Origin of the sequence: Ideonella azotifigens (genome assembly GCF_021043325.1) — a bacterium.
GTDB classification, from domain to species: Bacteria; Pseudomonadota; Gammaproteobacteria; order Burkholderiales; family Burkholderiaceae_C; genus Ideonella; species Ideonella azotifigens.
The window spans coordinates 54,927-74,013 of sequence record NZ_JAJNKD010000007.1 but is presented as its reverse complement, the minus strand read 5'-3'; the positions used below and the strand labels follow the sequence as shown (position 1 = coordinate 74,013).

Here is a 19,087-nt window from a genome sequence, read left to right as displayed (position 1 = left end):
TCGCGGGGTTGGGCCTGGGCCGCATGGCGCAGCTCGATGACAGGAACGGCAGACATGGTGGCCTCAAGCCTTCAGGATCAGGTTGTCATAGGCGATCTGGCCCTTGAGCAGGCCCTGGTCCTGCATCAGCGCGCCCCACCAGCGAAGTTGCGCGGGCGTGACAATGGGCCCGGGCGGGGAGATCTGCATCTTGGTCGCGACCGGCTCCGGCAGCTTGAGGTACTTGCCCAACGACGCCCGCACCTTCTCTTCGTTGGACGGCCTGAGCATGAAGGCCGCCGCCTCGCCCAGCCCCTCGCGAAAGGCCTTCACCGCGGCCTGGTTCTGCTGAACCCAGTCGCGGCGCGCCACGTGCACCACGGTCGGATAGCCGGAGGGCAGGAACGTCATGTAGTAAGCGGCCACATGGCCGACCCCGCTTTCCAGGATGCGCGCCATGAAGGGCCCACCGGTCACCACGGCATCGATCGCGCCGCCGCGCAGCAGGTCGGCGTGCTGCGGGAACGGCGCCTCGACGAAGCTGACCTTGGCCGCGTCCACGCCCAGGGACTTCAGCCAGGCGCGGAAGGTCACATGCAGCAGCGCGCCCAGTCCCGGCACGCCAATGCGCTTGCCCACGCAGTCCGACGCGCCGCGGATGTTGGTGCCGGCCTTGGCCACCAGGCCCAGCTCGGTGTAGGTCTTGGAGAGCACGCCGCCACCGGCCAGCACCACGTGGTTCAGGCCGGCGTCCACCGACTGCAGGAAACCCGTGGGTGTGACGCCCCCGATCTGCAGCGAGGCCGACTGCACCGCCGGCACGATCGTGGGGTTCAGCGGAATGAAGCGCAGTTCCATCTCCAGGCCGCGCCGGGCGAAGAAGCCCTCGTCCACGCCCACGAAGACGGTGGCGAAATCGGACACGGCGGAATAGCCCAGGCTGATGCTGGCGTTGGTGCCGGCACGTGAAGCCATCGGCGGCGCGGCCAGCGAGGCGGCGGCGGCCATGCCACGGCGCAAGGCATCGCGGCGGCGGAGCAAGAAAGGTGATCGCATGCGGGTCTCCGGGTCGTTTCGTCAGGTCATGGCTGCGCCAGCCGGGGGCTGACCCAGCTTCGAAGCGCGCGGCGCAGGGGAAGGCGGAAGGGGACGCTCAGGTCACCAACACGGCACGGAAGCCGGCGGTGACAAAGCGCAGCAAATGCGGGGTGGCCGCCGGGTCGGCGGGCTGGTTCTCGCCTTTGGACAGGCGCGCCACGCGCGTGTCGGAAAGGAAGTGCAGCAGCGCGCCGAGCATGAACTGGTAACACCAGGCCACCTGGCCGCGGCTGCTGCCGGGAAACAGGACCTGCAGCGCGTCGAGGTAGGCATGGGCCAGCGGGTCGAAGAACTCGCGCTGCGCCTTGTCGGACTCGGCAGTGGGCAGCGCCAGTTCACGCGCGGCCATCAGGGCGTAGTACTGGCCCTCGGGGCTGCCATGCAGGGCCACCACCGGCCCGATGAAGGACGCGATCAGTCGCTCCAGCGCATCGTCGGCAATCGGGGGCTGGGTGGCCGCTCGCAACTGCGCGAGCCGGGTGTCGATGGTGCCCTGCCAGGACTCGAAGATCGCGTAATAGAGGTCCTGCTTGGCGCCGTAGTAATAGCCCACCAGGGCCAGCGGCACGCCGGCTTCGGCGGCAATCTCGCGGATCGACACCGCGTGGTAACCACGCAGCGCAAACAGCTTCTCAGCGGCCAGCAAGATGGCGCGCTGCCGGTTCGGCTGGGCATCGCCTTGGCTGGCTTTGCGCGACTCGGGCAGGCGCCGCTGGGGAAAGGTCGAAGGCATCTCGGCAGGCATGGTGATCCGGAAATCGACAGGCGCGACAAGCCGCGCCATGTCGAGTTTGTACACCCGTACAAGAATTTTGTACGACCGTACAAACCCTGGATTACCCCCGCCGGCGCTGCCGGCCCCTCTCAGTTCACAGCTGCTCAGGCTCTAAGGCCACCGGATCGGCGTCGAACGAGATGGTGGCCTCCACCGTCTCCCAGATGAAGCGCCCCGACGGTCTTTGCTGTTCCTCGACGACGTGGGCGACGAGCCCGGCGGCGCGCGACATGACGGCGAAGCCGCGCATGACTTCGGTGGGCACGCCGATCTCGCCGAGCAGCGCGGCGACGGCGCCGGTGGCGTTAATCGTGATGGGTTTGCCAGCTGCCGTGTCGACCGCGCGGGACAGGGTTTCGAGGGCGCGCAGGTAGTCGCCGGGCAGCTCAGGCTCGGCGCGGGCCAGGTCCAGCAGCTTGTAGGCGCGCGGGTCCACCGGCTTGTGCAGGTGGTGGCCGAAGCCAGGCACGGGCTGTTTGCGGGCCTGGTGTTCGCGGGCGATGGCCAGGGCTTCGCCTTGCGGGTCGGCCGCGGCCTGCAGGCGGTCCAGCAGGCGCGAGCAGTTTTCCATCGTGCCGACGAAGCTGCTGCCCACGGCCATCAGGCCCGCGGCCACGGCACCCTGCAGGTTCTCAGGCGCGCTCATGTAGACCAGCCGGGTGGCAATGGCGCTTGGCGTGAGGCCGTGTTCCATCAGCACGATGAGTACCACGTCGGCGATGCGCATGTCGACCGGGCGCGGCGTGCGGCCAAGGATCTGCATCAGCAGCACCTCGGTGAAGGTCTTCTGGCCCATCAGGTCGTCGACCAGGTTGGCGCCGCCGTAGTGCAGGCTGGTCAGCGTGTGGCGGCACAGGCGGGTGGTGGGCGGTGCCTTGGCTTTGGTGGAGACGGTCATTGCAAGGCCTTCAGTGGGAGTACGAGGCCAGCGCGAGTTCGCGCACGGCCGCCTTCAGCACCTTGCCGACGGGCGAGCGCGGCAGGCTGGCGTGGAAGTGGATGCGCTTGGGCGTGTGCACCGGCCCCAGGCGCTCGCGCACGAAGGCGATCAGTTCGGCCTCGGCCGCATGCTGACCAGGCCGCAGTTGCACTGCCGCCTGCACGGCTTCGCCCCACTTGTCGTCCGGCACGCCGAACACCGCGCATTCGTGCACCGCCGGGTGCTGGCCCAGCGCGTTTTCCACGTCCACCGGGTAGACGTTGAAGCCGCCGGTGATGACCAGGTCCTTCAGCCTGTCCTTGAGGTACAGGAATCCGCGGGCGTCGATCAATCCTCGGTCGCCGGTGTGCAGCCAACCGTCGACCAGGGTTTCAGCAGTCTTCTCAGGCAGACGCCAGTAGCCGCTCATCAGCAGGTCACCGCGGGCCACGACTTCGCCGACCTCGCCGCGCGGCAGCAGCTCGCCGGTCGGCGCCATGATGGCCACGTCGCTGAACCAGGTGGTGCGGCCGACCGAGGCCCAGTTGGCCTCTTCCTCGAAATCCTCGGGCCGCATCACGGTGAGGATTTGCGGCGCCTCGGTCTGGCCGTAGGTGGTGCCCAGCACCGGGCCGAAGAAGGCGCGCACCGCGCGGATCTTCTCGGGCGGCATGGCCGCGCCGCCGTAGATCAGGCGACGCAAGCGTGGGAAGTCGGCCCGCGAGGCGCCGGGCAGCGCCATCAGCATGTAGATCAAGGTGGGCGGCATGAAGCAGGCGGTGCCGCCGCGGGTCCTGAAGGCCTGGCGCACGGCCTCGGCGCCGCCACTGGCCAGCACCACATGGCAGCCGCCCTGCGCCAGGATGGGCAGCAGGTAGGTGGAGGTGCCGTGCGTGATGGGCGCGGCCAGCACGTAGCGCTCGTGTTCGTCGAAGCCCCAAGCCTGGACCTGGTTGGCAATGTTGGCCAGCCAGGCGCGGTAGGGTTGCATCACGCCCTTGGGCGCGCCGGTGGTGCCGCCGGTGAACTTGATGGCCTGCGTGGCCTCCAGCGGCAGGTCGATCACAGGCCGCGGCGCGCCAGCGTGCTGCGCGGCCAGCGAGGCGATGTCCAGGCCGTCCTGGCCCGTTTCGCAATGGATGCGCGTGCCCGGCGCCTCGCCCAGCAGCGCCATGCCGTCGGCGTCGGCCACCAGCAGCGTGGGTTCGGTCGCGTCCACCAGGCGGCGAATCTCGGGCGCGGTGCTCTTCACGTTCAGCGGCACCCACACCTTGCCGCTGGCCAGCACCGCCAGCAGCGCGACGATGTGGGCCGTGCTGTTGGCCGCGCAGATGCCCACGCGGCTCTGCGGCGTGGGGTCCAGCGCGATGAAGGCCGCGGCCAGTGCGCTGACATGCGCGGCCAGCGTGTCGTAACGCAGCAGGCCTTCAGGTGCGTCGATGGCGATGCGCTCGGGCCAGCGGTCGGCGGCGCGCCAGAAGAAGTCGATCGGGTGCATGAAGGGCTTGTCCTGCTCAGTCTGGTTTGATGCCGGCCTGCTTGATGACCTCGCGCCAGCGCTTGGCTTCGGAGGTGATCAACTGCTGCAACTGCGCGGGCGTGCCGGGCTCGGGCGTGGCGGCCATGTCGCGCAGGCGTTGGGCGATGTCCGGCTCGGCCAGCACCTTGTTCAGCTCGCTGTTGAGCCGGGTGATGACGGCGCGCGGCGTGCCAGCGGGGGCGGCCAGGCTGAACCAGGACTGCACGTCGAAGCCGGGGAAGCCGGACTCGGCCAGCGTGGGCACGTCCGGCAGCAGCGGCGAGCGTTGCGCGCTGGTGATGGCTAGCGCGCGCAGCTTGCCGGCCTTCACATGCGGCAGCACCGAGGGCGTGTTGTCGAACATGGCCTGCACCTGGCCGCCCATCAGGTCGGTCAGCGCCGGCGCGCTGCCGCGGTAAGGCACGTGCAGCAGGTTGGCCTTGGCAACCACCTTGAACAGCTCGCCCGAGAGGTGGATGGTGGAGCCGCTGCCGGACGATGCGAAGCTCAGGCCTGCGGGCGCCTGCGCCAGCTTCACGAACTCGGCCACGTTCTTCGCCGGCAGCGCCGGGTTGACCACCAGCACGTTGGGCACGCGGGCGATCAGGCCGATGGGCTCGAAGTCCTTCAGCGGGTCGTAGCCCAGCTTCTCGTACAGCGATGCGTTGACCGTGTTGGCCACGGTGTAGACGTAGAGCGTGTAGCCGTCGGCCGGCGCGTGGGCCACGGCTTCGGCGCCGATGTTGCTGTTCGCGCCGGTGCGGTTGTCCACCATCACCGACTGGCCCAGGCGCTCGCCCAGCTTGCCGGCCACCAGGCGCGCCACCACGTCGGTGGCGCCACCGGCGGCGTAGCCGACGACCAGGCGGATCGGCTTGGTCGGCCACGCGGCGGCCTGGGCTTGCGCTGCCGGTGCGGCGAGCCCGCCCAACACCAGCGCGGCGGCGGCGAACAAGCAGCGGCGGCGCGGCTTGAGGATCACGGAAGTCATGGCTTGTCTCCTGTTCTTGGAGGCGGCCTGCCTGCCCGGCGTGCCACCTTGCCGGCGCCGCGGCACACTGCACCGCTCAAGCTCCAACACGCCAATTCTTCGACATGCCTGCCCGCGCTGCGAATTCAAACGTCCACTCTGCGGACGTTTCTTCCAACACCCGCCCGGCGCCCGGCCCATCGCCGGCCGTGCCGCCCGAGGACAGCGGCGTGCGCACGCTGCGCCGCGGCCTGCAGCTGATGGACCTGGTGCTGGAAGCGCCGCCCGAGGGGCTGCGCGTGGTGGACCTCTGCCGCGCCGCCGGCCTGGAGCGTGCCACGGTTCACCGGCTGCTGGGCACCTTGCTGGACAGCGGCCACCTGGCCCGCCAGGGCCGCTTCCGCCTGGTCGCGGGGCCGCGGCTTGCGGGCGTGCAGCGCCAGCCGCCCGGCCCGTCCGGCATTGCCGCCAGGCTGCAGCCGGTGCTGGCGAAGATCAGCGCTGCGAGCGGCGACGCGGCGTTTGCCATCGTGCGCGAAGGCCCGACCTCGCACTGCATTGCCCGCCAGGTCGGCACGCACCCGGTGCAGATCCTGGTGATCGAGGTCGGCTCGCGCCAGCCGCTGGGCGTGGGCGCCGCCGGCCTGGCCTTGCTGGCTGCGCTGCCGGACGCGGACGTGGCCCCCATCCTCGCCGCCAACGCGCCGCAGCTGCCCACCTACGGCGGCATGACGCCCGAGCGCATGCAACTGCTGGTGCGCGCCACCCGCGAACGCGGCTGGTCGCTGATCGGCAACCACGCCGCGCGCAACATCCTGGCCGTGGGCATGGCGGTGCGCGACACGCGCGGCGCGCCATTGGCGGGCATCAGCGTGGCCAGCACGGTGGCACGCATGCAGAAAGACAGGCAGCAGCAGATCGTGAAGTGGATGCGTGAGGCGCTGGCGGAATTGGTCCCGAAGGGGCTGTAACGGCGCAAAGGCCAGGCATTCCAATTGGTTGACATGTGTTTCCAAGGAAACTATATTGCGCTGAAGTTTCCATGGAAACCAAATGAAGCCCAGAACCAGCACACCCGCAGCCTCGCCATCACCGCTTGCAGCCCATCTGGGTTTCTGGCTGCGTTTCGTGTCCAACCACGTGTCCACGCGCTTCCAGCAGTTGCTGGAAGCAAAGGGCGTCAGCGTCACCGAATGGGTGGCGCTGCGCACCCTGTGGTCGCGCAGCGAGACCCGCCATGCCGAACTGATTCGGTCCCTGGGCATGACCAAGGGCGCTGCGTCCAAGGTGGTCTCGCGGCTTGAGGAGAAAGGCCTGGCGGAACGGCAGTTGGTCGGCGGAAGCGCTCGGGAGCAATCGCTGGTGCTGACGCGCGCGGGCAAAGCACTGGTGCCCCAGCTGGCCGCGCTGGCCGACGCCAATGACGAACACTTCTTTGGCCACCTCAGCCCAAAGGATCGCCTGGACTTGATGGCGGCCATGCAAGCCCTGGTGCAGCAGCACCAGCTCAAGGACATCCCTGTCGCCTGACGGATCAGGCACTCCAGCCAAGGAAGGAACCCGCCGTGAACGAACACACCCAAGCTGCCATACAGGCCACGTTCGAGGCATCGAACCAGGGCCGCATCCACTTCGGCGAAGTGATCGCGCGACTCTCGAGCGTCCAGGTCGAGTCCTACCATGTCGACTACCGCGCGGGCCGCAGCACCTACCACCTGCACGACGGTGCCTCCCTGGACCTCGGCTTCGAGCGGCCGCAGGAGGCAATTGCCGACACCTTCGATGGCGATGCGGTGCGCGCGGCCATCCTGGGTGCGCAGCAGGGCCGGGTGATGTACCCCGAGTTCAAGTTGCTTTCGCAGCGCGCGGGCTGTACCGGCTACACCGTCTGGATCGCGGGGCGCCACGTCACCTACTTTGGCCGAAGAGGGGAAACGCATGTGGAGCGTTTCCCGGACTGAAGGGGACGCGCCTGATGCGGGACAGGGTGCCCGGCATGCCGCCGATCCCGCCTGCACGCAGCCTGAACCGCGCCACCTGCCATTCGTCGCAGCCCTGACGCTGTGCGCTCGCCTGCTCTCTAAAGTGCACCGCCATGCGCGGCCCGTCGGCCGCCCCGCACGGTGCCCACATGCTCGCGATCAAGCAACTCACCCACACCTACCCCAATGGCGTGCGCGCCCTGGACGAGGTTTCGCTGGAGATCCCCGCCGGCATGTTCGGCCTGCTGGGTCCGAACGGCGCCGGCAAGAGCAGCCTGATGCGCTGCCTGGCCACGCTGCAGGTGCCCAGCGCCGGGCAGATCCGCTTCGGCGACATCGACGTGATTGCCCAGCCCGAGGCGCTGCGCGCCACGCTGGGCTACCTGCCGCAGGACTTCGGCGTCTACCCGCGCGTCTCCGCCGCCGACATGCTGGACCACCTGGCGGTGCTCAAGGGCATTGCCAGCCGAGGTGAGCGCCGCGACACGGTCGAGGCGCTGCTGCGCCAGGTCAACCTGTGGGAGGTGCGCAAGTCGGCCATCGCGGGTTTCTCGGGCGGCATGCGCCAGCGCTTCGGCATCGCGCAGGCGCTGATCGGCAACCCGCGGCTGATCATCGTGGACGAGCCCACGGCGGGCCTGGATCCGGAGGAGCGCAACCGCTTCAACAACCTGCTGGCCGAGATCGGCGAAAACGTGGTGGTCATCCTGTCCACCCACATCGTCGATGACGTGACCGACCTCTGCCCGCGCACCGCCATCCTGGTCGGCGGGCGCATCGTGCAGGCGGGCACGCCCACGGCGCTGATTGCCGCGCTGCAGGGCCACATCTGGCAGGCCAGCATCGACAAGCACGAGCTGGACGCCGCCAAGGCCCGCCACGCGGTGATCGCCACCCGCCTGCGAGGGGGCCGCACCGTGATCCGGGTGCTGGCGGATGCGTCACCCGGTATCGGCTTCGCGCCCGCCGAGCCGGGCCTGGAGGACGTGTACTTCTCGACCCTTTACCTGCACCGTGCCGCCCAGCCGGCCGCTGTCGACATGAAGGCGGCCTGAGATGTCCGCCCGAATGTTCGCCCCCGTGGCCGCCTTCGAATGGCGCTACCAGCTCAGGAGCCCGGTGTTCTGGGTCGGCTGCGTGATCTTCTTCCTGCTGACCTTCGGCGCCACCACGGTGGACCAGATCCAGATCGGCAGCCGTGGCAACGTCAACATCAACTCGCCCTACGCCATCCTGCAGACGCTCAGCATCATGAACATCTTCGCGGTGTTCATCGTGGTGGCGATGGTGGCCGGCACGGTGCTGCGCGACGACGAGACCGGCTTCGCGCCCATCCTGCGCAGCACGCGCGTGGGCAAAGGCGCTTACCTCACCGGGCGCTTCACAGGCGCTGTCGCGGCGGCGCTGCTGGTCCTGGCCTCGGTGCCACTGGCCATCGCCGTGGGCTCGGCCATGCCCTGGCTGGACGCCGAGAAGATCGGCCCCTTCGTGCCGGGCAACTACCTGTACGCGTTGTTCGTGTTCGGCCTGCCCACGCTGCTCATCACCGGCGCCGCCTTCTTCGCGCTGGCCACGGCCACGCGGTCGATGATGTGGACCTACGTGGGCGCCGTGGCGCTGCTGGTGCTGTTCTTTGTCACCCGCGGCCTGCTGCGCGACGTGCAGCACGACACGCTGTCGGCCCTGAGCGACCCCTTCGGCCTGACGGCGCTTCGCATCGTCACCAAGTACTGGACGGCCGCCGACCGCAACACCCGCCTGCCCGAGATCACCGGCCTGCTGCTGGCCAACCGCGTGCTGTGGACCGGCATTGCCCTGGCGCTCTTCGCGGGCGCCTGGTGGCGCTTCCGCTTCGAGGTGCGGGGCAGCAAGGTGGCGGCCAAACCCGGCAAGACACAGTCTTCCCCGGTGGCGCGCAGTGGCCCGCTCCCAATGCCACGCAGCGACGCGGCAACCCGCCGCGCGCAGTTCGCCGCGCTGGCGCGCTTCGACATGGCCTTCGTGTTCCGCAGCCCTACCTTCTTCGTGCTGCTGTTCATCGGCGTGATCAACGCCGGCGGCACGGCCTGGTACACGGGCGAGTGGTACGGCGCCAGCAACATCCCTGTCACGCGGCTGATGGTGCAGGCCTTGCAGGGCGCGTTCACGCTGATGCCGGTCATCATCGCCATCTACTACGGCGGCGAGCTGGTCTGGCGCGACCGCGAACGCCGCATGCATGAGATCATGGACGCCACCGCCGCGCCCGACTGGGCCCACCTGGTGCCCAAGATCGCAGCCATCGCGCTGGTGCTCGTGGCGTCTTCGCTGGTGGCCGTGCTCACCGGCATGCTGGTGCAGCTGCTCAAGGGCTACACGCACTTCCAGCTCGGCGCCTACCTGCTGTGGTTCGTGTGGCCCACCGTCGTGGGGGCTTTGCAGCTGGCAGTGCTGTCGGTCTTCGTCCAGGTGCTGGTGCCGCAGAAGTTCATCGGCTGGGGGCTGATGCTGCTGTACCTGGTGGCCAGCGTCGCGCTGGCCTCGGCCGGCTTCGAGCACAACCTCTACAACTACGGCAGCACGCCGCCGGTGCCGCTGTCGGACATGAACGGCATGGCACGCTTCTGGATCGGCCAGAACTGGTTCCATCTCTACTGGAGCGCCTTCGCCACGCTGCTGGCGGTCGGTGCCTTTGCCTTCTGGCGCCGGGGCGTGGTGTCCCCGCTTCGCTTGCGCCTGCCAGGCGCGCGCCAGCGGCTGCACGGTGGTGCGCTGGCCATCGGCGGCGCGGCGCTGGCCACCTTCCTGGCAAGTGGCGCGTTCATCTTCTGGAACACCAACATCCTGAACGAGTACCTCCCCGCGCCGGAGCGCGAGGCATCGCTCGCCGAAGCCGAGCGCCAACTGCTGCCTTTCGAGAAGCTGCCCATGCCGCGCATCACGGCCGTCACGCTGGATGTGCAGCTCTACCCCAAGGAAGCCAAGGCGGTGACCAGCGGCAGCTACCGCATCGAGAACCGCAGCGGGCAGCCGATCTCCGAGCTGCACCTGAGCTGGGCCAAACCCATGCAACTGGATGAAGTGACGCTGCCAGGCGCCAGCCTGCAGAAGGAATACGCGCAGTGGTCCTACCGCATTTACCGGCTGCAGCCGGCCATGCAGCCCGGCGAAGTGCGCACCCTGGCCTTCAAGACCACGCTGCAGCAGCGGGGCTTTTCCAATGGCGCGCCGCTGACGCGGCTGGTCGACAACGGCAGCTTCATCGAGAACAGCGCCATCTCGCCCAGCATCGGTATCAACCGCGACGACTTCCTGAAGGACCGCGCCAAGCGCCGCAAGCACGGGCTGCCCGCCGACCTGCGTCCGCCCACGCTGGAGGACGAAGCCGGCCGCGCGCACTCCCTGCTGCGCGGCGACAGTGACTGGGTCGACGCCGACATCACTGTCACGACCGACGCCGACCAGGTCCCCATCGCCCCCGGCTACACGCTCAGCGACACGATCGCCAACGGCCGCCGCAGCGCGCACTTCAAGCCGGACGCACCGATCAACCACTTCTTCTCGATCCAGTCCGGCCGCTACGCCGTCACGACCGACGCGCTCACCGTGGCGGGCAAGAAGATCGCCCTGGCCGTCTACCACCAGCCCGAACACGCCTACAACGTGCCGCGCATGCTGGCGGCCATGAAGGGTTCGCTGACGCTGTTCAGCGAGAAGTTCTCGCCCTACCAGTTCCGCCAGGCGCGCATTCTCGAATTCCCGAGCTACGCCGACTTCGCGCAGAGCTTTGCCAACACCATCCCGTACTCGGAAAACCTGGGCTTCCTCACCAAGCTGGGCGACGAAGACAAGATCGACGTGGTCACCTACGTCACCGCGCACGAGATCGCCCACCAGTGGTGGGGCCACCAGCTCGTGCCCAGCAGCCAGCAGGGCGGCACGATGCTGGTCGAAAGCTTCGCGCAGTACTCTGCCTTGCTGGTCATGGAGCGGCTGTACGGCAAGGAGCAGATGCGCCGCTTCCTGAAGTACGAGCTGGACCGCTACCTGCGCTCGCGCGGTGGCGAGGTGGTCGAGGAACTGCCGCTGAACCGCGTCGAGAACCAGCCCTACATCCACTACCAGAAGGGCTCGCTGGCCATGTACTGGCTCAAGGAAGTGGTGGGCGAGGACGTGGTCAACCGCGCCATGGCCACGCTGCTCCGGCAATACGCCTTCAAGCCCGCGCCGTATGCCAATTCGCTCGACTTCCTGCGCATCCTGCGTGCCGAAGCGGGCCCGCAACACCAGCAGCTGATCACCGACCTGTTCGAGAAGATCACGCTGCTGGATGTGAAGGCGTCGCAGGCCAAGGCAGTGCGGCGCGCCGACGGCAAGTACGAGGTGAGCTTCGTCGTCGAAGCGAAGAAGTTTTATGCCGACGGCAAGGGCAAGGAAACCGAAGCGCCGCTGGCTGAGCACTTCGACATCGGCGTGTTCAGCGCCGAGCCGGGGCGGCCGGGCTACACCGCCAAATCGGTGCTGTCCTTCGCGCAGCAGCCCATTCACACCGGCAGCCAGACGGTAACCGTGGTGGTGGACCAAGCGCCGGCCTGGGTGGGCGTGGACCCGTACAACAAGCGCATCGACCGCAACTCGGAGGACAACCTGAGCCGCATCGAAAGCCCTTGAGCGTTCGGCAGCGCGAGGCGCCCGCGCAAGACGCCCCGCGCAGTCGCCAGGCGCTCAGACTTGGGGCGCCAGCGCCTCGACCGCCGAGAACCCTTGCGCCATCAGCGCGAGGAACGCTGCGTTGGCCTTCTTCGCCGATCCGCCGCGCGCCAGCAAGCGGACCGCCTCTTCGCGTGCCGTCCGCACCATCAACACGATCATCCCGGCCTTGAGCCGCGTCAGGCCGTCTGGATTCGGCCCGGCCAGTGCGACCGCGAGGCCCTCGGCTGCCTCGTCGGCAAGCTCGCGCAAACGGGCCTGGAGCGAGGGGCTCGCGTCGACCACCCGCCACCAGTCCAATACCTGGCCATTGATGTAGCAGAGCGGGTGCTTCTGTCCGTTCAACGCCGCCAGGCACGCGCGGAGCGCATCGACCGGCGGCGTGCCATCAGGCCGCTCGATCAGTGCTTGCCGGAAAGGCAGCATCTTCAGGTCGTCCTCGCGGTCGAGCATCAGCTCTTCCTTGCGGGCAAAGTAGTTGAAGACGGTCATCTTCGACACCTTCGCCGCCACCGCGATCTCGTCGATCGTGACCTCCTCGAAGCCACGCTCGAAGAACAGCTTCGTTGCCACATCGGAGATCCGTTGCCGGGTCTCCCGCTTCTTGTTCTCGCGTAACTCGCCCATGGGCGCGAAGCTTAGCCGAAGCATGCGCAAGAGGCCTGCCATTTCGCAGGAACTTTTACCAAGTAAAAAATATATTGCGATTAAGTTTTATCGAGTACACAATTCAACCACGCATCGTGGTTGAGCAATCGAAAGGAATCAGCGGATGACAAGGGACAAGGCCAGGAAGGTGCTCATTTCCGGTGCGAGCTTTGCGGGCCTCTCGTCCGCGTACTGGATGAGCCAGCTGGGCTATGACGTGACGATCGTCGAGACCTGCGGCGGGCTGAGACGGGGCGGCACGGCCGTCGACATCCGCGGGGCCACCGTGGACATCGTCAAGCGCATGGGGCTCCTGGCGCAGATCCGTGCCAACAGGCTGAGCTTGCGGCGCTGGGAGTTCAAGCACGCGGACGACCGAACGGCCCGCATGCTGGTGTTGCGCGAGGAAGGCGATCCAACACCCGAAGATGAATTCGAGATCGAGCGCGAGGTGCTGCTGGACATAGTGCACGGCGCCGTGAAAGACCGTTGCAGGATCGTCTTCGGAACCCGCATCTCGGCCCTGGCCGAAATCGGCGACCGGGTCGAGGTCAGCTTCAGGCACGGCGCCCGGGACTCGTTCGACCTGGTGCTCGGCTGCGATGGCATGCACTCCGGCGTGCGCAAGCTGTGGTTCGGCGAAGAAGCGCAGTACACGCACTTTCTCCAGCAGTATTTCTCGATCGCCATCGTGGACAAGCTGCTGATCGAGCAGGACACCGCGCAGATGTTCAACGTGCCGGGCAAGGCCGCAATGCTCAATGCCTACAAGCACAAGACGGACCTGATCCTGAGTTTCGTCTCCGAGCACGAGATCCCATACAACCACCGCGACGAGGCGCAGCAGCGCCGAATCGTCGCGGCGCAATTCGCTGGCGTGGGCTGGCGGACTGAGGAGATGTTGCGCGAAATGGCGGGCTCCACCAACTTCTACTTCGACAAGCTGTGCCAGATCCGCATGCCCTCTTGGTCGCGCGGCAGGGTCGCGCTGGTTGGCGATGCGGCCTACTGCGCGTCGCCCGCGGCCGGGATGGGTGGGTCGCTCGCCATCGACGGTGCGGCCGCACTGGCCGACGCGATGCAAGCGACGGGCGGCGACCACGAGCAGGCCTTCCAACTCTACGACGAGCGGTTTCGCCCGTTCGTCGACAAGATCCAGGCCCAGGCGGTGCAGACAGGGCTCGAGACGCTGGTGCCTCGGACCGAAGAAGCGATCCGGGCACGCAACGCAAAGACGGACGCCGAGTTTTAGGCCGCCTGGCAAGCTTGCCAAAATGGCAAGCCAGCGCTCAAACCCGCCACGGCGCGGGCCGCGTTCTTGGTATGACCGCGCGCATGCTGGCGTAGACGGTGTGGCCGGCCGCGGCCAGCGATTTGGCGCTGAGGCGGCCGATGCCGCTGGACGCGCCGGTGACGAGGATGGTGGTCTTCATGATGCGTGCCTCCTCAGACCATGCCGCCGTTGGCGCGCAGCGTCTGGCCGTTGATCCAGCCGCCGTCCGGGCCGACCAGGAAGGCCACGGTGTTGGCGATGTCCGCCGGCTCGCCCAGGCGCTCCAGCGGCGGCACCTTGGCCAGGCGCTCGATCAGCTCGGGCGACTTGCCGTCCAGGAACAGCGCGGTGGCGGTCGGGCCGGGGGCTACGGCGTTGACGGTGATCTGCTTGCCGCGCAACTCGCGGGCCAGCACCAAGGTCATCGTCTCAATGGCGGCCTTGGTCGCGGCATAGACCGAGTAGCCGGGCAGCGCGGTGCCGACCAGGCTGCTGGAGAAGTTGACGATGCGGCCGCCCGGCGCGAGGCGCTTGGCGGCTTCGCGCATTGCGTTGAAGCTGCCTTTGACGTTGATCGCAAACAGCTTGTCGAACTCGGCGTCTTCGGTGTCGACCAGCATCGGCATCTGCGGCGGCATCACGCCGGCGTTGTTGACCAGCACGTCGATGCGACCGAAGGCTTGCGCCGCAGCGTCGAACAGCGCGCGCACCGCCGCCGGGTCGGCCACATCGGCCTGCACCGCCAGCGCCTGGCCGCCGCTGCCCTGGATGGCTTCGACGACGCGCGCGGCCTCGTCGGCCCGGCCGGCGTAGTTGACGACGACGGCATGGCCGTCGGCCGCCAGGCGCTGGGCAATGGCGGCGCCGATGCCGCGCGAGGCGCCGGTGACGATGGCGACGCGGAGAGTGGTGGAAGAAGTGACTGGGGTGTTCATGGTGGATTCCGGTGATGAGGGCTTGGCTGGGGCAGGACCGTGGTCTGATCCCGTGCCGCTAATTTATTGTTCGACTCGATCCAGATAAATACGCGATTCAATCCATCACAATCCAAACCACCTAAACAATTGGAGCGTGCATGGACCGGCTGGATGCGATGCACCTGTTCGTGCGCATCGTCGACCTGGGCAGCTTCACCAAGGCGGCGGATGAGCTGCAATTGCCGCGTGCCTCGGTCAGCCTGGCGCTGCAGCAGCTGGAGCTGCGGCTGGGCGTGCGCCTGCTGAACCGCACCACCCGGCACGTCAGCGCCACGCTGGACGGCGAGGCCTACTACCTGCGCTGCCAGCAGATCCTGCAGGACGTGGGCGACAGCGAGGACCTGTTCCGCAGCGCCCAGCTGCGGCCCAAGGGCAAGCTGCGCGTGGACCTGCAGGGCACGCAGGCGTTGCATTTCGTGCTGCCGCACCTGGGCGAGTTCCACACGCGCTATCCGGACATCGAGCTGGAGATCGGCCTGGGCGACCGGATGGTGGACCTGGTGCGCGAAGGCATCGACTGCGTGCTGCGCTCCGGCGAACCGAAGGACTCTTCCATGGTGGGCCGGCGGGTTGCGCTGCTCGGCCTGGTGACCTGCGCCAGCCGCGACTACCTCGCGCGGCGCGGCACGCCGCAGACGCTGGACGAGTTCCGCAAGCACCATGCGGTGAACTACGCTGGCAGCAGCGGCCGCGTGCTGCCCTTCGACTTCCTGGTGGACGGCGAGAAGCGCAGCCTGATGCTGCGCGGCCCGGTCACCGTCAGCAGCGCCTACGCCTATTCAGCCTGCTGCCTCGCCGGCCTGGGGTTTGTCCAGGTGCCGCGCTATCACGTCGAGGCCCAGCTGCTCAGCGGTGAACTGGTCGAGGTCTTCCCCGAGCTGCGGCCTGCGCCCATGCCGGTCTCGGTGCTGTATCCGCATGCGCGCCAGCTGTCGTCCCGCGTGCGGGTGTTCGTGGACTGGCTGGCCGAGCGCATGGCCGGGGCGAACTGAGTGCTCGAAGCGGCCCATGGCCCTGAGCGGCACGGGCGTCGAGGCTGTCGCCGTCCGGGTCGAGCACATTCGCGGCGCAGCAGCGAGGGCTGCAATGAAGCCAGGCACTCGCCAGGCCCCTGTCAGCTTCAAGTTCTCGACTTCAAGTAGCGTCCAGGCGTTTCGCCGAGCACTTTGCGAAACATGACCACGAAGTTGCTCGCATTCTCGTAGCCGAGCCCGGCTGCGACATCTTGGACCGTCGCGCCCCTGGCCAACCACTGCAAGGCAAGCAGGATGTGCAGTTGCCTGCGCCAGCGTCCGAAACTCATGCCGGTTTCTCGGGAGACAAGGCGGGAGAGCGTGCGCGGACTGATGTCCATTCGGGCTGCCCAGGCGTCGATGCTGACTGCATCGGACGGGCTGGCCATGAGCCACTCGACAAGTCTGCCAAGTCGCTTGTCTGTCGGCAGGGGAAGATGAACGAGCCCTGGCTGCGCCGAAGCCATTTCGTCGACGAGGAGCGTCATCAACCTGGACGCCATGGCGCCCTCTTCGTAGCGCATGGGCAATGCCGCTGAACGGATCACCAACTCGCGCAGCAGCGGCGTCGTCGACAAGGTGCAGCAGTCTCGCGGCAATGCGTCGCCCACGGCAGGATCGACGTAGACGACGTAACACTCGATCGTGCCGGCCGCCTCCATTCGATGCCGCACACCGCCGGGCACCCAGATGGCGCTTCCCGGCGGCACGAGCCAGAGGCCGCCGGCAACTTCGCAGGTGAGCACTCCCCGCATCCACAGCAGGAACTGACCCTTTCGATGGTGGTGGAAGTCTGTTTCCTTCCGGGTGTCGTCGCCGTGTGTCACAGCCATGTCCAGGCCAGCGGCGCCGAGGGTGATCACGGGCCTGGGGACAAGGTCCGGATCCTCCCAATCGATTGAAGAAGCGTCTCTGAAAACGGGCATCGGGCGGGTCCGGGACGCCGGAGGCGGCATGGCAAGAATTCAATACATCATGGCATGTTGGATCCTTGTGGCCAAGACATGCCCCGCCTAACGTGGCCGTTCCGAACCACCACGAGGCCTTTCACCTTGGAACGAACGAAGAAGATCCTGATCTGCGGCGGCGGGATCGCCGGCCCTGCGTGTGCCTGGTGGCTGAGCAAGCACGGCTTCTCGGTGGTCGTCGTCGAGAAGGCCAGCGCCTTCAGGGACGGGGGACAGAACGTCGACGTGAAGGGTGCCGGTCAGCAGGTCATCAAGCGCATGGGCCTGACGGCGCAGATCCAGGCTCGCGACACGGGGGAGTGCGGCCAGAAATGGCTGGACGCTGCCGGCAAGGTGGTGGCCGTCTTTCCCAAGAATGGTTTCGGCAGCCTGACCAGCGATTTCGAAATCCTCCGAGGCGATTTCGCACGTGTGCTTTTCGATGCGACCCGCCATACCTCAGAGTACCGATTTGGCACCCATGTCACTGGCCTCGAGGAGACTGGGGACGGCGTGCGCGTGATCTTTGACGATGGCGCCACGGAGGCATTCGAGTTGGTGATCTGCGCCGACGGCATGAGCTCGTCGACAAGGTCCCTGGCGCTCGCCGAGGAAACGCGCCTGCGCTATCTCGGCGCCTACATGGCCTTCTTCAAGATTCCCCGGCGTCCAGAAGACGACCTCTGGGCCTGCTCCGTGAACGGCATTGGCGGCACGATGATCCACCTGAGGCCTGGAGGCCCGACGGAGACCACCGTCCTGGTCACTTTTCCGGCCAGCGAGCCCGACCCGCAAAGGCCGTTGACGTTGTCTCGGCGTGACATGCTTCGTGCAGCGCTGGAAGGTCGGGGCACGGTGGCCGACCGGCTCGTCGGTGAACTGGATGCCGTACAGGACTTCTACTTCGGACCGATGAGCCAGGTGCAAGCTTCGACCTGGTCGAAAGGCCGGCTGGTCTTGCTGGGCGACGCGGCGCACTGCCCGACGCCGTTCACGGGCAAGGGCACGGCCTTGGCCCTCGTCGGAGCCTACGTCCTGGCGGGGGAAATCAAGGCGAACCCGACCTGCAGCGAAGCCTTCCGAGCCTACGAAAGCATCGTGCGTCCGTACGCCGAGCGATCACAGCAGGCCTTGAGCCCCCGAATGATTCGACTCATGCACGTGAGGACGCGGTTCGGCGTCGCCATCGCCCACATCCTGCAACGAGTTTTCGGTAGCAGGCTCATCCAACGCCTGTTGAAACCAGGCGCCGCTGCTCAAGCCCGGAAGATCGACGAGGACTTCGCGCTTCCAGTTTATTGAGGGATGCGACAGACCGTGCGCATGCGCCCTCAAACCCGCTGCAAATACGCGATCGCCGCAGTGACCGTCGCGGCCTGCGCCTGGTTGCACTGGGCGGGGCTGGCCGTGGGGCTGTCGGGGTAGACCTCGGTGGTGGTGACCAGGCGGGCAGCGGTCATGCCGCCGCACAAGCCGAGCGCGCGCTTGGGGTAGTTGATGACGCCGGCCTGCTGCAGCGGCTCGCCGATGAGGCAGCCGTGTTCGTCGGCCTCGGCGATGTGGGTCACAGGGCGGACGGCCTCGATCAGCGCGCGCTGGAAATCGGGCGCTGGGCGCTCGGTGTCGCCCACCAGGTAGAAGCCGTCGGGGATGGCATGCCAGTCGAACGCGACGCCATCGCGCGCGGCCTTGGCAGGCCCGAACTCGCTGTTGTCGGTGTCGGTGGTTTCATGCAGGTCCACGTGCAGGTCGACGCGGGTGCAGTTGGCAGCCACGCAGGCCATGGCCAGCGCCGACTCTGCCGCCGGGCTGGCCGGCTTGAACTGCCGGTTCGGGTCCAGCGCATCGGGATTCCAGCGGTTGATGGTCTCGTAGCCCCAGGGGCTGATGCACGGCAACACCAGCAGGTTCAGGCCTTGGGCATGACGGCCGAACTCGTGTTCCAGCCACAGCAGCGCGCCCTGCACGCCGCTGGTCTCGTAGCCGTGCACGCCCCCGGTGACCAGCACGACCGGATGATCGGCGCGCCATGCGCGGCTGCGCACCGCCCACAGTGGGTAGCTGGCCAGGCCCAGGCGCGTGTAGTCCAGCGTGCCGTACTGGAACAGCTCTGCCTGTGCCGGCAGGCCAGCGGCGAGGGCCTTGAGGGGCGCCACGACCTCTTCGGCATAGACCCGCTGCAGCGGCTGGCGGGCGAGCCAGGCGGCTCTTTCAGCGGCAGCCCAGGGCGTGCCTGGCGTGCCGATGGGATACGGCGTGCTTGACGGGGAGATGCTCACGAATGCCACCCTGATTTTG

17 protein-coding genes and 1 pseudogene are annotated in these 19,087 nt (G+C 67.6%); 8 read left to right on the top strand and 10 right to left on the bottom strand.

The window, feature by feature from the left end:
• Positions 1–63 precede the first annotated feature (63 nt).
• The 5 genes from LRH25_RS16195 to LRH25_RS16175 all read right to left on the bottom strand — a co-directional run bounded on the left by LRH25_RS16195 (position 64) and on the right by LRH25_RS16175 (position 5,281).
• Positions 64–1,035 (bottom strand): ABC transporter substrate-binding protein, encoded by a 972-nt coding sequence (locus tag LRH25_RS16195; protein ID WP_231011644.1) that lies wholly within the window; start codon positions 1,033–1,035, stop codon positions 64–66.
• Between the two features lie 97 nt (positions 1,036–1,132).
• Positions 1,133–1,810: a TetR/AcrR family transcriptional regulator gene (locus LRH25_RS16190; protein ID WP_141289192.1), complete on the bottom strand. Its 678-nt coding sequence runs from the start codon at positions 1,808–1,810 to the stop codon at positions 1,133–1,135.
• A 136-nt stretch (positions 1,811–1,946) separates the two neighbouring features.
• Complete coding sequence (locus LRH25_RS16185; RefSeq protein ID WP_141289188.1) at positions 1,947–2,750, bottom strand: citryl-CoA lyase; 804 nt, start codon at positions 2,748–2,750, stop codon at positions 1,947–1,949.
• Between the two features lie 10 nt (positions 2,751–2,760).
• Positions 2,761–4,269: a class I adenylate-forming enzyme family protein gene (locus tag LRH25_RS16180; protein ID WP_141289186.1), complete on the bottom strand. Its 1,509-nt coding sequence runs from the start codon at positions 4,267–4,269 to the stop codon at positions 2,761–2,763.
• A gap of 16 nt (positions 4,270–4,285) precedes the next feature.
• Positions 4,286–5,281 (bottom strand): tripartite tricarboxylate transporter substrate binding protein, encoded by a 996-nt coding sequence (locus LRH25_RS16175; RefSeq protein WP_231011642.1) that lies wholly within the window; start codon positions 5,279–5,281, stop codon positions 4,286–4,288.
• A gap of 104 nt (positions 5,282–5,385) precedes the next feature.
• Between LRH25_RS16175 and LRH25_RS16170 the strand changes: the two genes are divergently transcribed.
• The 5 genes from LRH25_RS16170 to LRH25_RS16150 all read left to right on the top strand — a co-directional run bounded on the left by LRH25_RS16170 (position 5,386) and on the right by LRH25_RS16150 (position 11,892).
• Positions 5,386–6,231: an IclR family transcriptional regulator gene (locus LRH25_RS16170; RefSeq protein WP_231011640.1), complete on the top strand. Its 846-nt coding sequence runs from the start codon at positions 5,386–5,388 to the stop codon at positions 6,229–6,231.
• 82 nt (positions 6,232–6,313) lie between these two features.
• Positions 6,314–6,790: a MarR family winged helix-turn-helix transcriptional regulator gene (locus LRH25_RS16165; protein ID WP_141287993.1), complete on the top strand. Its 477-nt coding sequence runs from the start codon at positions 6,314–6,316 to the stop codon at positions 6,788–6,790.
• A gap of 35 nt (positions 6,791–6,825) precedes the next feature.
• Positions 6,826–7,221, top strand: coding sequence for a DUF1398 domain-containing protein (locus tag LRH25_RS16160; protein WP_141287994.1), 396 nt, complete (start codon positions 6,826–6,828; stop codon positions 7,219–7,221).
• A gap of 170 nt (positions 7,222–7,391) precedes the next feature.
• On the top strand, positions 7,392–8,297 hold the full coding sequence (locus tag LRH25_RS16155; protein WP_141287998.1) for an ABC transporter ATP-binding protein: 906 nt from the start codon (positions 7,392–7,394) through the stop codon (positions 8,295–8,297).
• A gap of 1 nt (position 8,298) precedes the next feature.
• Complete coding sequence (locus tag LRH25_RS16150; protein ID WP_231011638.1) at positions 8,299–11,892, top strand: ABC transporter permease/M1 family aminopeptidase; 3,594 nt, start codon at positions 8,299–8,301, stop codon at positions 11,890–11,892.
• Between the two features lie 54 nt (positions 11,893–11,946).
• Here the strand turns inward: LRH25_RS16150 and LRH25_RS16145 are convergent, their stop codons facing one another.
• Complete coding sequence (locus LRH25_RS16145; protein ID WP_141287995.1) at positions 11,947–12,558, bottom strand: TetR/AcrR family transcriptional regulator; 612 nt, start codon at positions 12,556–12,558, stop codon at positions 11,947–11,949.
• Positions 12,559–12,703: 145 nt separating this feature from the next.
• Here LRH25_RS16145 and LRH25_RS16140 point away from each other — a divergent pair, with 145 nt between their 5' ends.
• On the top strand, positions 12,704–13,831 hold the full coding sequence (locus tag LRH25_RS16140; protein ID WP_141287996.1) for an FAD-dependent monooxygenase: 1,128 nt from the start codon (positions 12,704–12,706) through the stop codon (positions 13,829–13,831).
• Between the two features lie 55 nt (positions 13,832–13,886).
• Here the strand turns inward: LRH25_RS16140 and LRH25_RS16135 are convergent.
• Positions 13,887–14,012, bottom strand: a pseudogene (locus LRH25_RS16135) (SDR family NAD(P)-dependent oxidoreductase); the annotation flags it as partial.
• A 13-nt stretch (positions 14,013–14,025) separates the two neighbouring features.
• Positions 14,026–14,787: an SDR family oxidoreductase gene (locus LRH25_RS16130; RefSeq protein WP_231011637.1), complete on the bottom strand. Its 762-nt coding sequence runs from the start codon at positions 14,785–14,787 to the stop codon at positions 14,026–14,028.
• 140 nt (positions 14,788–14,927) lie between these two features.
• Between LRH25_RS16130 and LRH25_RS16125 the strand changes: the two genes are divergently transcribed.
• On the top strand, positions 14,928–15,821 hold the full coding sequence (locus LRH25_RS16125) for a LysR family transcriptional regulator (protein ID WP_141287265.1): 894 nt from the start codon (positions 14,928–14,930) through the stop codon (positions 15,819–15,821).
• Between the two features lie 128 nt (positions 15,822–15,949).
• On the opposite strand, the gene LRH25_RS16120 is transcribed toward LRH25_RS16125, so the two are convergent.
• Positions 15,950–16,768 (bottom strand): AraC family transcriptional regulator, encoded by an 819-nt coding sequence (locus tag LRH25_RS16120; protein ID WP_141287266.1) that lies wholly within the window; start codon positions 16,766–16,768, stop codon positions 15,950–15,952.
• Positions 16,769–16,894: 126 nt separating this feature from the next.
• On the opposite strand from LRH25_RS16120, the gene LRH25_RS16115 reads away from it, so the two are divergent.
• Positions 16,895–18,091 (top strand): FAD-dependent oxidoreductase, encoded by a 1,197-nt coding sequence (locus LRH25_RS16115; protein WP_170200824.1) that lies wholly within the window; start codon positions 16,895–16,897, stop codon positions 18,089–18,091.
• 29 nt (positions 18,092–18,120) lie between these two features.
• Here the strand turns inward: LRH25_RS16115 and LRH25_RS16110 are convergent, their stop codons facing one another.
• Positions 18,121–19,068 carry a M14 family metallopeptidase gene (locus LRH25_RS16110; protein ID WP_231011636.1) on the bottom strand — a complete coding sequence of 316 codons (948 nt, stop codon included), beginning with the start codon at positions 19,066–19,068 and terminating at the stop codon, positions 18,121–18,123.
• Between the last annotated feature and the right edge of the window lie 19 nt (positions 19,069–19,087).